The following is a 16,316-nucleotide window of genomic DNA, read 5'->3' on the forward strand; positions in this document are numbered from 1 at the left end:
CCCAGAGGAGACTCGCATGAAAAAATGGTTCACCACGCTCGCGCTTGGCCTGGCCGTCTCGGCGTCGGCCCAGGCGCAGAACTGGCCCGCCAAACCCGTCACGATGCTCGTGCCGTTTCCGCCGGGCGGTTCAACCGACCTGATCGCCCGGACGGTGGCTCCCAAGCTGCAGGACAAGTTCGGCGGCACCTTCGTGATCGAGAACAAGCCGGGTGCGGGCGGCACGCTGGGCGCGGGCCAGGCCAAGCGCGCCGCGCCCGACGGCTACACGGTGCTGGTGTCGTCGCTGGGTCCCTTCGTGATCGGCCCGCATCTGGTCAAGGAGCCGGGCTACAACGCACTCAAGGATTTTGAATACATCACGGTGGCCGTGCAGGCGCCGAACGTGCTGGTGGTCAACGCGAATTCGCAGCTTCGCGACATGAAGGGCGTGCTGGATTACCTGAAGTCCAACCCGGGCCGCATGACGTTCGCGTCGGCCGGCAACGGCACCTCGGACCACCTGACCGCCGAACTGTTCTGGCAGGAGACCGGCACGCAGGCCACGCACGTGCCGTACAAGGGCGGCGCGCCGGCCATCGTGGATCTGCTGGGCGGGCAGGTCGACGCCAGCTTCAGCAACATCAACACCTGCCTCACGCATATCCAGTCCGGGAAACTGCGCGCCATCGCGGTGACGAGCGCGAAGCGATCGCCGCTGCTGCCCGACGTGCCCACGATGGAAGAGCTGGGCCTGAAGGGCGTGACGGTGACGTCGTGGCAGGCGTTCGCAGGTCCCAAGGGCATGCCCGCCGACATCCGTGACAAGCTGCGCGCCGGCATTGTCGACGCGCTGAACGACCCGTCGGTCAAACCGCGCCTGCTGGAGCTGGGCTTTGAAGTCGTCGGCAACACGCCGGCCGAATTCACCAAGTTCCAGGCCGAGGAATTTGCCCGCTGGAAGAAGGTGATCGAAGTGGGCAAGATCACGGCGAATTGATTGCACGCCCCCAGGAGCCAAGGTAACGTCGCACCGCGGGCATTCGCCCGCGGATCGACGTTCAGGGGTTTGCATTGGGGACTTTCACCGTAGTCATGGCGATGCTGGTCGCCGTCCTGTTCAGCGGCGTGCTGGTCCGGATGTTGCCGTTGGCCGTTCCGCTACCTTTCGTGCAGATCGGTCTGGGTTTCGTGATCGCGGCCGTGTTCCAGCGTGGCGTGCTGATCGAACCCGAGATCTTCTTCCTGTTGTTCCTGCCGCCTCTGCTTTTCCTGGACGGATGGCGCATATCGAAGCTGGCGGTCCTGCGCGAGTCCTCCTCCATCATCCAGCTCGCGTTCGGCTTGGTGATCCTGACGGTGATCGGCGTGGGATACCTGATCCACTGGATGATTCCCGACGTCCCGTTGCCCGTGGCGTTCGCCATCGCGGCCATCGTGTCGCCGACGGACCCGGTGGCGGTCGAAGCGATTTCCCGGCGCGTCCATATCCCGCGCCGCATGATGGCCATCCTGGAAGGCGAGGCGCTGTTCAATGACGCCAGTGGCTTGGTGGCGTTTCGCTTTGCCGTTGCGGCGGCGGCGACCGGCACGTTCTCGCTGGCGCAGGCCACAATGTCGTTCTTCTGGGTTGCCATTGCCGGCCTGTCGATCGGCGCCGGGCTGACGTGGCTGATCATGCAATTGCGGACCATCTACACGCGCCGGGTGGGCGAAGAGCCGGGGTCCGAGGTGCTGCTCAGCCTGCTGACGCCTTTCTTCGTCTACTTCGTGGCCGAGCACGTCAACGCTTCGGGCATCCTGGCCGCGGTATCGGCCGGCGTCATGATGAGCTATTCCGAACTGTCGGGCCGCGCACTCGCGGCGACTCGCATGGAGCGCAGGGCCGTGTGGAACACGGTGCAGTTCACGCTGAACGGCATGATCTTCGTGTTGCTGGGCGAGCAGTTCCCCACGATCTTCGCCGGCCTGGCAAGCGCCGCGAAAGAGGCAGGCGGCCAATCCCTATGGTGGTTGCCCGTCTATGGACTGGCCGTCTGCCTGGGCCTGGTGCTGTGCCGGCTGCTGTGGGTGACCGTGTCGCTGAAGCTGAGCGCGATGGCGGCCCGCCGCCGTGGCGCCGAGCCGCCCGAGGTCGGCGCGCGCGTGATCCTGGCCGTCTCCGTGGCGGGCGTGCGCGGCGCGGTGACGCTGGCCGGGGTGATGACGCTTCCCTTTGCGCTGGACAGCGGCGCGCCGTTTCCGGCGCGCGATCTGGCGGTGTCGCTGGCGGCCATGGTCATCGTGTTTTCGTTATTGCTGGCCAGCGTGGCCCTGCCCCCCTTGATGCGCGGATTGCACTTTGCGCCGAACAGCCGCACCGAGCGCGAGGCATCGCTGGCGCAGGACGCCATGCTGCGTGCGGCGCTCGACAGCGTTGCGGCCGGCGCAAGGCGCCGGGGCGTGGAGAATCCGGAAAACGCCGCGCTGTGTCTGGAGGTGGCGGAGAACCTGAGCGGCGCGTTGCGGCGGCAGTCCGGCGAGGCGGCGGACGTGGCCGATACCGAACGCCTGGGCAGGCAGATCGCCATCGAGCGCGAACTGAGGCTGGAAGCCATTGCCGCTTCCCGCGAGGCGGTTTTTCATCTGGCTCGTACGCACCGCATCTCAGATTCGCTGGCGCGGGAGCAGGGGCGGCTGCTGGATCTGCACGAAGCGCATCTGCGGTAGCGGCGTGTGCGCGCCCACGGGGTACGGATTGGTCGCACATGATCCGCGTGTCGATATGTCGACCCGCTTCAAATCGGTCAGACCCCTAAAGTATTGAGAATTCCTGGCGACCCCCAGTGCATTCGTAGATTATTTATGCTTTAAAGGTATCAATTCGGATTCCCAAAGTATTGGACGCGAAAAGTCGCCGGGTTCTATAAACGCCTCGTGACCATCCCTTATCCAACGCCGTCCATGTCTGCAGCCACCATCGAACGCATCGAAACCTGTCTCGTCGACCTACCCACCATCCGTCCGCACAAGCTGTCGGTGGCCACGATGTATGGCCAGACGCTGATGCTGGTGAAGGTGTATTGCAGCGACGGCGTGGTGGGCATTGGCGAGGGCACCACCATCGCCGGCATGGCTTACGGTCCGGAAAGCCCCGAGGCCATGAAGCTGTCGATCGACACGTATTTCGCGCCCGCCATGATCGGCCAGGACGCTACCCGCGTGCAGGCACTGATGGCGCACGTGGGCAAGCTGGTCAAAGTGAACCACTTTGCCAAGAGCGCGCTGGAAACCGCGCTGCTGGATGCGCACGGCAAGCGCCTGGGCGTGCCGGTCAGCGAACTGCTGGGCGGCCGGCGCCGGGATCGCGTGCCCGTGGCGTGGACGCTGGCGTCGGGCGACACGGATCGGGACATTGCCGAGGCCGAGCAGATGCTGCAAGAGCGCCGCCACCGCATCTTCAAGCTGAAAATCGGCGCCCGTGATCCGAAGGTCGATATCGCCCACGTGGCCGCCATCAAGCGCGCGGTGGGCGACCGCGGCGCGGTGCGCGTCGACGTGAACATGGCGTGGAGTGAAACGCAGGCGGCGTGGGCGATTCCCGCATTGGCAGAGGCCGGTTGCGAGCTGGTGGAGCAGCCCGTGGCCAGCGCTGCGGCGCTGGCGCGGTTGATGCGCCGGTTCCCGGTGGCGTTGATGGCCGACGAGGTCTTGCAAGGCCCGGACACCGCGTTCGAGATCGCGCGCCAGCACGGTGCGGATGTCTTCGCCATCAAGATCGAGCAGAACGGCGGCCTTTTTGCGGCGCAGCGCGTGGCGGCGATCGCGGACGCGGCGGGCATCGAACTCTACGGCGGCACGATGCTGGAAGCTGCGGTCAGCACGGTCGCGTCGGCCCACCTGTTTGCCAGCTTCGCGCATCTGCAATGGGGCACGGAGCTGTTCGGCCCCTTGCTGATCACCGAGGAAATCCTTACGCAGCCGCTGGACTACAGCAACTTCGAATTGACCGTGCCTGCCGGACCGGGGCTCGGCATCGAGCTGGACGACGCCCGCGTCAAGCGCTTCACGCGCGACGGGCTGGTCAAGGTCACGAACAAAAGCCATTGAGAAAACCTGGCGATGCGGCGGCATGCAACGCCGCATTTCCCGACCCATACCAATAGACAAACCCTGGAGACAGACATGAGCCTCGACGTATTCAACACCCCGGAAGTGCAAGACCTGCTGAAGGCCGCGACCAACATTGCAGGCAGCGAGGGCAACCCGCGCTTCAAGCAGATCCTGAACCGCCTGTTGAGCGATCTTTTCAAGGCCATCGACGACCTGGACATCACGCCCGACGAGGTGTGGGCCGGCGTCAACTACCTGAATCAGCTGGGCCGCGACGGCGAGGCCGCGCTGCTGGCCGCCGGGCTGGGCCTTGAGAAATTCCTGGACGTGCGCATGGACCACGAGGACAAGCTGGCCGGCCTGGACGGCGGCACGCCGCGCACCATCGAAGGCCCGCTGTATGTCGCTGGCACGCCCGTGCAGGACGGCGTTGCCCGCATCGATCTCGATCCGGATGCGGACGCCGGCCCCCTGGTGATCCGCGGCGTCGTGCGCGATACCAACGGCGCGCCGCTGGCCAATGCGGTGGTGGAGTGCTGGCACGCGAACTCCAAGGGTTTCTATTCGCACTTCGACCCGACGGGCGCGCAGACCGACTTCAACCTGCGCGGCGCGGTCCGTACCGACTCGGATGGCAAATATGAGTTCCGCACGCTGATGCCCGTCGGCTACGGCTGTCCGCCGCAAGGCGCCACCCAGCAGCTGCTGGACGCGCTGGGCCGCCACGGCAACCGCCCGGCGCACGTGCACCTTTTTATCAGCGCCGACCAGCACCGCAAGCTGACGACGCAATTCAACATCGAGGGCGATCCCCTCATCTGGGACGATTTCGCTTACGCCACCCGCGAAGCGCTGATCCCGCCGGTGACCGACAAGACGGGCGGCGCCGAACTGGGCCTGAAAGCCGACGCGTACAAGGAAATCGAATTCGACGTCGTGCTGACGGGCCTGCTGCAAGGCAAGGACAACCAGATCGTCAATCGCCTGCGCGCCTCCGCCCGGGCCTGAACCCGGCAGGCATCGCCACCGCGCGATGCCGCCATCCGACACTCATACCCATACCGATAACGGGCTCCGCACGAGCCCGGGGAGACTCTCATGGCCTAAACAATCTCCATTCCGAGCCTGATCGATCAGGAACGGATGGGCGCCTTTCAATGGCGCGTCCTGATCCTGTGCTTTCTGATCGCTTTGTTTGATGGCTTCGACACGCAGGCAATGGCGTTCACCGGGCCCGCGACCCTGACCGCCGGCATCGTCGGCATGACGGTGGGCGCCATGACGTTGGGCCTGGTGGGCGACCGTATCGGCCGCCGTCCCGCCGCGCTGATCGGTGTGGCCGTCTTCGGGCTGGCGACGCTGTTGACGGCCGCCGCCACGGAGACGTGGCAGATTCTGGCGCTCCGGTTCATCGCCGGGCTGGGCATGGGCGGTTGCACGCCCATCGTGCTGGCGCTGGCGGCGGAATACGCGCCGGCACGCCATCGTGGCGTGGTGATCACCGGCGTGTTGCTGGGTCTGCCCGCGGGCGCCATGCTGGGCGGCCTGTTGGCCGCGCGCATGCTGCCCGTGATCGGATGGCAAGGCATCTTCATCGTGGGCGGCGTCGCGCCGCTGTTGCTGTTGGCGGCGCTGATGGTGCTGCTGCCCGAGTCCCTGCAATTCAAGGCGATGCGCGGTGACACGGCGGGCCAGGGATATGTCGCCCGCATCCTCGCGAAGATCTCGCGCCAGCCGCTACCGGCCGGCGTGCGGTTCACGGTGCCGGAAGACGCGACCATCCGCGCCAGCGTCAAGGCGCTGTTCACCGACGGTTATGCCCGCAAGACGCTGGCGATCTGGTCCGTGTATCTGCTGAACTGGGTGGCGTGGTTCATGCTGCTGTCGTGGCTGCCTACGGTGCTGAAGGCCGCGGGTCTGCCGGCCGACCAGGCGCCGATGGGCACGTTCACCGTGAATCTCGTGTTCATCGTGTGCGCCTTCCCGCTGTCGTACCTGATGCCGCGCGTGTCGACCCGCACGCTGCTGATCGCCATGTTCGCGCTGGGCATCGCGGTGTCGCTGGGGCTGGGCTACGCGGGAACGGACTGGACGCTCGTGTTCATCCTGATCGGCGCGGCGGGCCTGGGCATCGGCGGCCAGCAGCTGGCGCTGAACTACCTGGTCATCGGTGCGTATCCGACCGCACTGCGCGCCACGGCGACGGGCTGGTCCATCGGCGTGGGCCGCGCCGGCGCCATCATCGGCTCGGCCATCGGCGGCAGCTTCCTCGGCTGGTTCGGCCCGTCGGGCTTCTTCATGGTGTTGGCTGTTCCGCTGGCGGGGGCGCTGCTCGCCGTGCTGGCTGTGGACAACAAGTCGTCGCGACCCGTGCCGGGCGAGCTGTCGCTCGCACATTGACCGGGAGCTTGCATGAATCGCTTTGAAAATCAGATCGCGCTGGTCACCGGCGCGGCTCAGGGCGTCGGACGCGCCACCGCCAAACGCCTGGCATCCGAAGGCGCTGCGGTCGTGCTGGTCGACCGCGCCGCCGAACTGGGCGAGGCCGTGGCCCGCGAGATCCGCGAGGAGGACGGACAGGCGTCGTTCATCGACGCCGACCTCGAAACCCACGCCGGTGCACAGCGGATGGTGCAGTACACGCTGGACACGCACGGCCGTATCGACGTGTCGGTCCACAACGTGGGCGGCACGATCTGGATGAAACCGTTCTGGGAGTACACGCCGGACGAGATGCAGCGGGAGGTCACCCGTTCGCTCTGGCCGACGCTGTGGTCGTGCCGCGAGGTGATCCCGGTAATGAAAAAGCAAGGCCGGGGCGTCATCGTCAACGTCGGCTCAAACGCCACGCGCGGCATCTACCGCGTGCCGTATTCGGCATCCAAGGGCGGCGTCCACGCGGCCACCGTCTGCATGGCGCTCGAACTGGCCGAATCCGGCGTGCGCGTCAATTGCGTGGCGCCGGGCGCCCTGGACAACGGCGTGCGCGCCATTCCGCGCAACACCGAAGCCCCCTCGGATCAGGACCGCATCTGGCAAGGCGAGATGTACACGGACTGCCTGGCCGGCACGCCCATGCATCGCATGGGCAGCATGGAAGAGGTCGCGTCAGCGATCTGCTTCATGGCGGCGCCGGAGGCGTCGTACATCACGGGGCAGGTGATGTATGTGGCGGGGGGGCATGTGGGGTGAGGTCATGCCCTCGCCGTCGGTATGGGCGGTTGTGCGGCTTGGACCTTCAGTACCCGACAAGCCACATACCAGCACAGCGCGCAGAACATGTTGTAAGGGAAGAGCAACAGCCACAGAGGCAATAGCCAGTTGTTTTTTCCTTGCGCTTCATTCGGTTGGCCATTGCGCCAAGGAACGTAACGGCGCCAGGCTTCGGCGGGTGTCAGATAAATACGGTGGTCGGGAGCAAGCCACCAGTTGGATTCTGCGGGTTTGGGTAATTTGTTGGGACCTTCATCCATGAATAATCGGATGAACTCCCATACTTGAGCGACATACAACACGCGCGGGTCGATCGGTTGGTTACTTTCGGTGGATACAAATAGTGATTCCAGTCTTTTCCCTTTCATCTCGGGCTTAATTGATTTGATCGGCATTTTAATTATTAGCGAATGCGTCACGATCACTCCTGCTCCCGTGAATTCTGATTTCGACACCATGCCTCCAATGGCAGAGGTCCATGCGCCGGATATCACCCTCCCACGATCGCTGTAGCTGACGCGCTTATCGAGCCTGGAAAATATTATGTCCGATCTTTTTTTAATAAAGCTAACGCTGAGCTTGAGCATCAAAAAGAAGAAAAGCGCAATCAGGAAAATACACAGAATTAACACATAATCGAACATTGCTTGCCCAGTGAGGGCGGCAGTTAAATAGGTTGTGAGCCCAATAAGTGTCGCGACTAATCCCGCAGCATACTGCTTTCCCGACGATGCAGATTCCACAGTCCATGGGTTTCGTATACGTAGATAGGCGTTATCGATACTGACAAGCTGGTCGCCAATTGCTGGCTGAACGCCAGCACCATCCTTGCACGTCCAAATCCAATCTGTTGCCATAATTAGTGCTCAATCGCTCAAACTGAACGAGGCGCCGACGACCGCCGTTTCATCCAGCCCCTGGTTGGGTTTGTAATCGACGGTCATGAACATGCCGTCGAACTTTTCACCTTTTACATGGTGACGCAATACCAAACCGGCAGCAGTCTCGATGCACTCTGGCTTTTGGCTGTGTACCGTAATCTTAGGTCTTCCAATACTTGACGTCGGCCCATTTATTTCGCCATGAGTGTTACTCACAAGCGCACCTTTCCACGTGCTCTGTCCCTGGATAAAGCCGGGTAGAAGCACAACGAACTCGACCTCATCTTCAGCAAACCACCTATCACGCCACTCGCTTTCCATGCCTTCCAAACCGATCGACTCGGCTTGATCGGAGTCAAGCAGGATTGGAGCGAACGATGCTTGATACCAATCCTTAGTTTCCGATATCAATTCTTTATATCTTGGGAGCCTGCGGTCTCCATCAAGCGGAATCCCCGATCGCTCTTTACCATCATTTTTTAGGTTTCCAAACTGGCACCGTGCAGCCCAAAGCTCCATCGGAGAGAAGGCTTGTGCGGCGGCTCGAGAATGGAGCCACATGCCGCCGACGATGAGGGCTGTGCCCGTGAGAATGACTGCCGCTGCAATCCAGCCAAGAACTGGAACCGGCGCAGATGCTCCCGCGGTTGAAGTCGCAGCATAGATCGCAGAGGCAATCGCACTACTTTTCGCGATCGCACCGGTGCCCATCGCTACGGATATTCCTCCGGCGTAGGTGTAGTTTGCGGCTATCTGGTTGCCTCCTTTTTTAAGCTGGTGGCCTTTCTGTATGTCGGTGATTAAACCCAGAAATATGCCCGGACCCACGATAAGCCTGCCGTACAACTTCGACGATATGAAACTATTTAGTGCGATGGAAAACCCAAGTCCGGGAATCCGGTAGCCCATTCGTGCCATTAATGCGATGTATGTGGTTCGAGTTCCCAGCACTGCTACACTCAGCGAACCTATCACCCCTAATATTGCTGACGCAAAATTGGTGGCGTTCCCATGTGAGTACTCTCTTTCCAACGTCTTTAGTGCATACCCAAGATTGATAATATTGAAGTAGACCATGCCAATGTTAAAGCCAGCTCCCGTGGCTGTGGCGCTTAAAGATCTAAGCGTGGGCTTTGCCGTGACCGTCTGAGTGCGCTCAATCACTACGGTCCTGTTACCCTCAACTTTGATACGGCTTGTACGGTTGACTTCCTCCATCCCCTTTTTCAGGAAATCATCTACGTCCTGGGAAACGAGACTTCCTGCGGTTGTTGTTTTAGTTGTATCGTAGCGACCAGCCAATAGTCCCAAAATCTTTTCCATATTGGCCTCCCGCGCTGCCGCGTGAACTTGCTCGCGAAGGTTGCGGCTCGCATCCCAACGGGTTTTCCCCTTGAGCCGCTTAAGCACGACCGTGGTAACCGTTTGGGCTGTCAGATCGGTAACGCCCTTGATCGCTGGAAATTTAAGGGCAAGTTCGGAGATGATGGAGTCTGCGGCTCCAAGTATGGTTCCAACTGCATCTGCCTTTTCTTTAAAAGGGTTGTATGCGGCCAGAGATACATAGAGGGGGCTTCCTGGGTCATCACACCATTTTTCTAGCCGTTCGTACCTGGCGTCTCCATCGTCGCTGAAAGAGAGCGATTGCGTCATGCTCCGCATCATCAACGTAATGGACAGTTCTAACGCTGCCGCAGATTGACGGTTGTCCCGATCGAAGGCGCTAAAGGCGGCGGCCAAACTCCTAGGGTCCGACATATTTATGGATTCCGCCGTCGATAGCCAACAGTCATGATCCGCACACGCCTTGTTCAATTCATGCATCATCACCTTTAGCTGCGCATCAGCCTCTTTTCGTTGCCTCAGGAAGTCGAAGTACAACGCGGTGTCGATTGTTTTGGCCAGCCGCGCACCGGACGGGGAAATTCTCTCGTCCGTCAGAACTTCGTATTCGAGTTGTTCTAGCGACGGTATGGGTCGATTGGTTCGCTGATTGCGATGCCACTCGTGTCTTGCTGATGCGATCTTCGCGGCGTCTTGTCCAGAAGCGCGGAACATGGACTTCAGCGACTCGGTCAGCAAGAATGCGGTCAGATTCTTGTGATGAAACTCTGAACTTGCCAAGTGGATTTGGTCGACGTCCAAGCTTAGACAGTCGGGCAAGTGATGGGGACTTGCACCTTCAGCACGCTGATCAGGCCTGCGTTTCAAATCCGTAATCTGATGCTGGTACGCAGCGGCGATCAAACCCAAATCGAGGCTGATCCCCTCGGCGTCATTGAGTGCGACCACCGCAGGCACGCGCGGCTGCGTGAAACGGTAATGGCTGCCTTGGGCGATAAATGTGGCGACCGACAGTTCATTTTCGCTCGCATGACAACTCCATTTCAGCGGCAGGCGCTGCTCTCGGGGCTTGAAGTCTTCCACCCATTCAGTCAGGGTGTTGGCCGGAAGTAAGTGGGCCTGGCCAGAGGGTGATTTGACGCCGGAGGTCAGTTCCACCATGTCCAAAGCGCGCATGTGAAGCTGGCGCGCTTCAGGATCCTTGGTAATCCGGGCCGTCATGGCATTGGTCCACAGATGTGTGCTGTAGCCGATCCATACCTCCTTGGCGGTGTCGGGGCTGGTGTCTGCCCACACCCATCCCATGCGCGCACCTGTTTTGTACTTGTTCTTCTTGTCGTAGTCCTCCAGCCCCGTGTATGTCAACTTCTGATAATGGCCCTCACCATCGTGTTCATGGATGACGAGCGATTCGCCCTTGGGGCCTTTCATGAACACGTAGACGTATCCCGGGCGAAGCGCGCGCAAGGTATAGGAGGAAAGCTGCAGCCGCTGGAAGGTTGCCTCCAGCTTGAAGCCGGACTCGGCATACCGATATAGCGGTGCCCCATCCGCATTCGGAACAATCGCATATCGGATCGGAAGGATTGGGATGCGTGGGCAGCAGGCCGGCGCCGACGTCGCGCCGCCGGCCGTTGACTTTGACATGGATGGATTCCTCTGCGCGCTGATTCAAGGCCGCCAATAGGAACGCGTCCATCGCGAACAGGAATAGCGACGGACGCGCATGAAATGCGCCTCCATTACTCCACACGTCCCTGCCGCTGGATATCAGACAAAAACTATTCTTCGGGGTGAACGATCTGATTGTTCAGAGGTTTGGGGGCTGCCATCGATGGCACTTGTCCGATCGGACGCGGAATAATGCCGGCTTTGGCCCGTTCGATGTATGGATGCAACCCGGTCTTTGCCCGCTTTCTGCGTGGCATTCAGTCTGTCACCCCGGAGTAACATCCACGCGCATGACAAAGCGACGAGTTCTAGAGTCGATGGTGATGGCAGACGCTGCGCGCATGTGTGCGCTGGAGGCAGTGCGCGATCTTGATTTGACCGATTGCTGGATCGGCGCCGGGTTCGTGCGCAATCTGGTGTGGGATTCGTTGGCCGGGTTTGCGTCGCCGACACCGCTAAACGACATTGACGTCGTATGGTTTGGCGGCGGTGCCGAAAGCTACGCTGATGATATTCAGCTTGAAAGGCGACTGGGAAGTATTGCGCCGGGTTATCCGTGGTCCGTAAAGAACCAGGCGCATATGCACCGCCGCAATCACGACCGTCCCTACCTTTCGACAATCGACGCGCTGACGCAGTGGCCGGAAACTGCAACGGCCGTGGCAGTTCGCCTTGAGCGCGACGGGCGTATCCAGGTCCTGGCGCCATACGGCCTGGATGATCTGTTTGCGGGAGTGATTCGGATGACGCCGCGCTTCAAGACTGAAAAGCGGTCAATACTGGACGAGCGTTGGCAAGCGAAGCAATGGCATCTGCGGTGGCCTTTCCTGCGCTACGCGTAAGGATGCACAAATCGGCCGTGGCGTGAGGCTGGATTGTTCGACACGCCGCTTCGGAGAACGCTACGCTGCGTGAGCCAGGCATTCCTGGCCCGCGCCGCCCAAGCGGCTGAGCGACGCCGGCATTGCGCCAGTGTTCGAACGATGGCGCGGCTGCGGCTGGGATTTCTGGGTCAGGCGGCGAACGGCCTTCAGTACTTCCTCCGGGCTGGCCGGTTTGCGCATCAACACGGCGCGGCCCGCGCACGCTTCCAGGATCTCGTGTTCCGGACGGCCGCTCAGCACCAGCACCGGCGTTTCATGCAGATAGGCGTTATCCCGCATGGCGGTCAGGAGGGCGGCGCCGTCCATGCCGGGCATGGACAGATCGGTGATGACCAGGTCGGGGCGTAGGGCGATCATCTGCTGCAGCGCGGTCAGGCCGTCGGTATGCGTCGTGACGTCATAGCCTTCGCTGCTCAGGAACTCGCTCATCAGGGCGACCAACGTGGGTTGGTCGTCCACCAAAAGAATCTTCGTCATTTTTTTCGGTGCCACGGTGGGCAGGAATTCGGTTGTCTGCGCGGCCGGCTGTCCCCGGGTTCAGGCGGGGTGGGTCGAGGGCGTGCCAGCAAAGGCGGCAGGCGCACGGAAAGGCGGCCGGCAGATCGGGAAGCCGAATCCTAGGGCATGGCAGGGCCGCGTTGGTGTAGTAGTTGTATCCATACGCAACCCAGCTGCGCACATACCTGTATAGTTCGCCAGTGCGCAGGATGGTCCGGAGGCTTCTCCGTCCCTATAATTCCTCGCAATCTTGCCTAGCGCAATCCGCGCGCTTTCCCTGAATTGGTAAATCGATCTCATGCTGAAATCGCCGCAGCCGGCCAGTCGTCTGGCCTTTCCCCGCACTTTGATGGCCGGATTCATCCTGGCCGCAGTAGCCACGCTGGTCATCGCCTTCGTCAACGTACGCTCGGCGGACACCCGAGCGCGTGCCGTCCAGTCCATGGACCGCGCGACCGAGTCGCTGCGTCAGCTCAGCCTGTTCAATTCGGCCCTGAAAGACGCCGAGATCGGCCAAAGGGGTTACCTGCTGACGGGCGACCCGGCCTATCTTGAACCGTATGTGCGCTCGGTGCCGCTCATCGAGCAGCGCCTGGCCGTCGTGCAGGAGTTCTCGCAACAGGACGCCACGCAGCGCCGGATTGCCAATGACATCGCGGGCATTACGAAGCAAAAGCTTACCGAGTTGAACAACACCATCGAGATGCGCCGAGCGGGCGACGTCGAAGGCGCCCTGGCGGTGGTGCGGACCGATTCGGGCAAGGAGGCGATGGACCGGCTGCGCGATCTCGTCGGCGACCTCTATACGTCACAGATGCGCCGCGTCGAGCAGGAGCGCGACGCCTGGAGCGATGCGGCCACGACCTCCACCTACTATTCCTGGGGCGGCGCCCTGGTGCTCCTGGTCTTGATCTTTGCCTCGGCGCTCATGACCATCCGCGAGTATCGCGTCAAGGCGCGCCAGGCCTGGGTGACGACGGGCCTGTCGGGCCTGAGCATGCGGCTGCGGGGCGACCAGCGCCTGGACGAGATCGGCAGGCGCGCCCTGGACTATCTGGCCGAATACCTGAACGCCAGCGTCGGCGCGGGTTATGTGGTCAACGGTGACGACCTCGAGCTGTTCGGCGGCTACGCGGTGCCGCCGGAAAGGCTGCCCCAGAAGATTTCCACGGCGCAGGGCCTGGTCGGCCAGGCGGCCGTATCGCGCAAGCTGCTGCACGTGCGCAACGTGCCCGCCGGCCACCTCGAAGTCTCGTCCGCCACGGGCCGCTCGAATCCGGTCGAACTGGTGATCGCACCCGCCATGCAATACGAGCGCGTGTACGCCGTGATCGAGCTGGGCTTCAACCATCCGGTCAGCGAGGGCGAACGCAGCTTGCTGGAAGGAGCGTCCGAAATGCTGGCGTCCGCCATCCGTGCCGGCATGGACCGGTCGCGGCTGGAATCGCTGCTGGCGGAAACGCAGCGCCAGTCCGAAGAGCTGCAGACCCAGCAGGAAGAGCTGCGTGTCAGCAATGAAGAACTGGAGCAGCAGAGCCGCATCCTGCAGGAATCGCAGGCGCGCATGGAACTGCAGCAGACCGAGCTGGAGCAGACCAACCTCAATCTGGAATCGCAGACCGAGCAGTTGCTGCGGGTGCAGAGCGCGCTGACCGACAAGGCCCGCCTGCTGACGCAGGCCAGCCAATACAAGAGCGAATTCCTGGCCAACATGAGCCACGAGCTGCGCACGCCGCTCAATTCCACGCTGATCCTGGCCAAGCTGCTGTCCGACAACAAGACGGGCAACCTGACGGCCGAACAGGTGAAGTACGCGCAGACCATCAACGCGGCGGGGCGCGATCTGCTGGCGCTGATCAACGACATCCTGGACCTGGCCAAGATCGAGGCGGGCCAGGCGACGGTTGAGATCGAAGACCTGGCCGTCACCCCGGCGCTGCAGCGGCTGCTGGAACCGCTGCGGCCGCTGGCCCAGGAAAAGGGCCTGGCGCTGGAGCTGGACATTGCGCGCGACGTGCCGGACACCCTGCGGACCGATCCGCAGCGGCTGGGCCAGGTGCTCAAGAACCTGCTGTCCAACGCCATCAAGTTCACCGAGCAGGGGTTCGTCGCGCTGCGCGTGACGCGGGCGCCGGGCCGCATGCTGTCGTTTGCGGTGCACGACACCGGGATTGGCGTGGCTCCCGACCAGCACGAACTGATTTTCGAGGCCTTCCGCCAGGCCGACGGCAGCACGCACCGCAAGCATGGCGGCACCGGGCTGGGTCTGTCGATTTCGCGGGATCTGGCCAAGCTGCTGGGCGGTTCGCTGTCGCTGGTCAGCACGCCGGGGCAGGGCAGCGTGTTCACGCTGCTGCTGCCGATGAACATGCTGGTCGTGTCGACCGCCCCAGCGCCGCGCGAGGGCGCCGAGGCGCCTACCACGCTGGCAGGCCCGGCTGGCGCAGTCGCCGCCCCGCCCGCCGCGCGCACCGAGCCTGCCGAACCGGCGGCGCTGGCCCAGTCAGCCGAGCCAATTGAGCAGGAGCCGGGCGAGACCTTTGCCCGAACCATCCTCGTCATCGAGGACGACGAACGCTTTGCGGGCATCCTGGCCGATCTGGCGCACGAGATGGGCTTTGGCTGCCTGGCCGCGCACACCGCGACGGAAGGCCTGGCGCTGGCGTCGCAGCGGCGTCCCGATGCCATCGTGCTGGACGTCAACCTGCCTGACTTTTCCGGTCTGGGCGTGCTGGATCAGCTCAAGCGCAACCCGAACACCCGGCACATCCCGGTGCACATCGTGTCGGTGGCCGATTACGCACAAGAGGCGCTGGTGCGAGGCGCGGTGGGCTATGCGCTCAAGCCGGTCAAGCGCGAGGAACTGGTTCACGCGCTACACCGCCTGGAAGCGAAGTTCACGCAGAACGTGCGCCGCGTGCTGGTCGTCGAGGACGACGACCGCCAGCGCGACAGCGTGCGCGAACTGCTGGCGCGCGACGACGTCGAGATCGTGCTGGCCGCCAATGCCGGCGACGCGCTGGCGCTGCTGCGCGACACCACCTATGACTGCGTGGTGATGGACCTGAACCTGCCCGACATGAGCGGCTACGAACTCCTGCGCGAGATGGCCGATCAGGAAAGCGTGTCGTTCCCGCCCGTGATCGTGTACACCGGCCGCGCGCTGTCGCGCGACGAAGAGCAGCAGCTGCGCCGCTTCTCCAAGTCGATCATCATCAAGGACGCGCGTTCGCCCGAGCGCCTGCTGGACGAAGTGACGCTGTTCCTGCACCAGGTGGAAGCCGAGTTGCCGCCGCAGCAGCGCCAGATGCTGGAGCTGGCGCGCAGCCGCGACACGACGCTGGAAGGCCGCACGGTGCTGGTGGTGGAAGACGACGTGCGCAACGTGTTTGCGCTGTCCAGCATCCTGGAACCCACTGGCCTGCACGTCGAGATCGCGCGCAACGGTCGCGAGGCGCTGGATGCGCTGGGCCGCGCCGGCGTCAACGGCCACCGAGCGGTGGACCTGGTGCTGATGGACATCATGATGCCGGAGATGGACGGCTATACGGCCATGCGCGAGATCCGCGCGCGGCCCGAGTGGCGCCGTCTGCCCATCATTGCCCTGACGGCCAAGGCCATGAAGGACGACCAGGAAAAATGCCTGGCCGCCGGCGCCAACGACTACATCGCCAAGCCGCTAGACGTCGAGCGCCTGCTGTCGCTGGTGCGCGTCTGGATGCGCAAGTAAGCCCGACCCGGCCACGACACAGCG

Annotated in this window: 11 protein-coding genes; 8 read left to right on the forward strand and 3 right to left on the reverse strand. The window is 62.7% G+C overall.

From position 1 onward, the window contains the following. The first annotated feature begins 16 nt into the window (after window positions 1–16). The 6 genes from B3098_RS15800 (at window position 17) to B3098_RS15825 (ending at window position 7,263) form a co-directional block, all read left to right on the forward strand. Window positions 17–979 (forward strand): Bug family tripartite tricarboxylate transporter substrate binding protein, encoded by a 963-nt coding sequence (locus B3098_RS15800; protein WP_175122674.1) that lies wholly within the window; start codon window positions 17–19, stop codon window positions 977–979. Between the two features lie 74 nt (window positions 980–1,053). Beyond that, on the forward strand, window positions 1,054–2,688 hold the full coding sequence (locus B3098_RS15805; protein ID WP_414631285.1) for a Na+/H+ antiporter: 1,635 nt from the start codon (window positions 1,054–1,056) through the stop codon (window positions 2,686–2,688). A gap of 234 nt (window positions 2,689–2,922) precedes the next feature. Continuing rightward, entirely contained in the window at window positions 2,923–4,068 is a 1,146-nt protein-coding gene (locus B3098_RS15810; protein WP_286897619.1) for a muconate/chloromuconate family cycloisomerase, read from the forward strand. Between the two features lie 75 nt (window positions 4,069–4,143). Continuing rightward, window positions 4,144–5,079, forward strand: a complete 936-nt coding sequence (gene catA, locus B3098_RS15815; RefSeq protein ID WP_286897620.1) for a catechol 1,2-dioxygenase — start codon at window positions 4,144–4,146, stop codon at window positions 5,077–5,079. Between the two features lie 135 nt (window positions 5,080–5,214). Then, window positions 5,215–6,471 (forward strand): MFS transporter, encoded by a 1,257-nt coding sequence (locus tag B3098_RS15820; protein WP_286897621.1) that lies wholly within the window; start codon window positions 5,215–5,217, stop codon window positions 6,469–6,471. A gap of 12 nt (window positions 6,472–6,483) precedes the next feature. Continuing rightward, complete coding sequence (locus B3098_RS15825; RefSeq protein ID WP_286897623.1) at window positions 6,484–7,263, forward strand: 1,6-dihydroxycyclohexa-2,4-diene-1-carboxylate dehydrogenase; 780 nt, start codon at window positions 6,484–6,486, stop codon at window positions 7,261–7,263. Between the two features lie 2 nt (window positions 7,264–7,265). Here the strand turns inward: B3098_RS15825 and B3098_RS15830 are convergent, their stop codons facing one another. After that, window positions 7,266–8,141: a hypothetical protein gene (locus B3098_RS15830; RefSeq protein ID WP_286897625.1), complete on the reverse strand. Its 876-nt coding sequence runs from the start codon at window positions 8,139–8,141 to the stop codon at window positions 7,266–7,268. 9 nt (window positions 8,142–8,150) lie between these two features. After that, the gene (locus B3098_RS15835; protein WP_286897626.1) at window positions 8,151–11,156 is read right to left on the reverse strand and encodes a T6SS effector BTH_I2691 family protein; all 3,006 of its coding nucleotides are present in this window, start codon (window positions 11,154–11,156) and stop codon (window positions 8,151–8,153) included. Between the two features lie 341 nt (window positions 11,157–11,497). Here B3098_RS15835 and B3098_RS15840 point away from each other — a divergent pair, with 341 nt between their 5' ends. After that, window positions 11,498–12,022, forward strand: a complete 525-nt coding sequence (locus B3098_RS15840; RefSeq protein ID WP_286897628.1) for a nucleotidyltransferase family protein — start codon at window positions 11,498–11,500, stop codon at window positions 12,020–12,022. Window positions 12,023–12,082: 60 nt separating this feature from the next. Here the strand turns inward: B3098_RS15840 and B3098_RS15845 are convergent, their stop codons facing one another. Further along, entirely contained in the window at window positions 12,083–12,541 is a 459-nt protein-coding gene (locus tag B3098_RS15845; RefSeq protein ID WP_286897629.1) for a response regulator, read from the reverse strand. A gap of 319 nt (window positions 12,542–12,860) precedes the next feature. Between B3098_RS15845 and B3098_RS15850 the strand changes: the two genes are divergently transcribed. Further along, window positions 12,861–16,292 (forward strand): response regulator, encoded by a 3,432-nt coding sequence (locus tag B3098_RS15850; protein WP_286897631.1) that lies wholly within the window; start codon window positions 12,861–12,863, stop codon window positions 16,290–16,292. The last annotated feature ends 24 nt before the right edge of the window (window positions 16,293–16,316 follow it).

It is taken from the genome of Achromobacter sp. UBA2119 (genome assembly GCF_002331005.1).
Classification (GTDB): Bacteria; Pseudomonadota; Gammaproteobacteria; order Burkholderiales; family Burkholderiaceae_B; genus Achromobacter; species Achromobacter animicus.